At 50.5% G+C, this 558-nt stretch carries 5 tRNA genes; all 5 read left to right on the top strand.

Going from position 1 to position 558, the window contains the following annotated elements:
* Positions 1-63 precede the first annotated feature (63 nt).
* The 5 genes from ACZ76X_RS28985 to ACZ76X_RS28965 all read left to right on the top strand — a co-directional run bounded on the left by ACZ76X_RS28985 (position 64) and on the right by ACZ76X_RS28965 (position 494).
* Positions 64-138: transfer RNA gene (locus ACZ76X_RS28985), tRNA-Asn, on the top strand.
* 4 nt (positions 139-142) lie between these two features.
* Positions 143-215, top strand: a tRNA-Thr gene (locus ACZ76X_RS28980).
* A gap of 22 nt (positions 216-237) precedes the next feature.
* Positions 238-312 (top strand) — tRNA-Glu (locus tag ACZ76X_RS28975).
* Between the two features lie 5 nt (positions 313-317).
* Positions 318-393: transfer RNA gene (locus ACZ76X_RS28970), tRNA-Val, on the top strand.
* A 17-nt stretch (positions 394-410) separates the two neighbouring features.
* Positions 411-494 (top strand) — tRNA-Tyr (locus ACZ76X_RS28965).
* Positions 495-558: the final 64 nt, after the last annotated feature.

Genomic DNA, 558 nt, shown 5'->3' with positions numbered 1-558 from the left:
TAGCGCCGATGGTAGTTGGGACCTTGTCCCTGTGAGAGTAGGACGTTGCCAGGCTAATATTATTCCGCAGTAGCTCAGTGGTAGAGCTATCGGCTGTTAACCGATCGGTCGTAGGTTCGAGTCCTACCTGCGGAGCCATTATGCTTCCATAGCTCAGCTGGTAGAGCACTTCCATGGTAAGGAAGAGGTCACCGGTTCAAGCCCGGTTGGAAGCTTGGGAAGAGTTTTACAATTTTTGGCCCGTTGGTCAAGTGGTTAAGACACCGCCCTTTCACGGCGGTAACACGGGTTCGAATCCCGTACGGGTCACCACTTTTGGAGGATTAGCTCAGCTGGGAGAGCACCTGCCTTACAAGCAGGGGGTCGGCGGTTCGATCCCGTCATCCTCCACCATATATATTTTAAATGTCGGAGGGGTAGCGAAGTGGCTAAACGCGGCGGACTGTAAATCCGCTCCTTCGGGTTCGGCAGTTCGAATCTGCCCCCCTCCACCATTTTCTTTAAAATAACCTGAGAGGGTTTATTTTTTTGAAAAGATAACCATACTAGTAAATATTA

This window comes from Bacillus sp. BC05(2025) (assembly GCF_056725905.1).
This window is presented reverse-complemented; position numbering and strand designations above follow the sequence as displayed.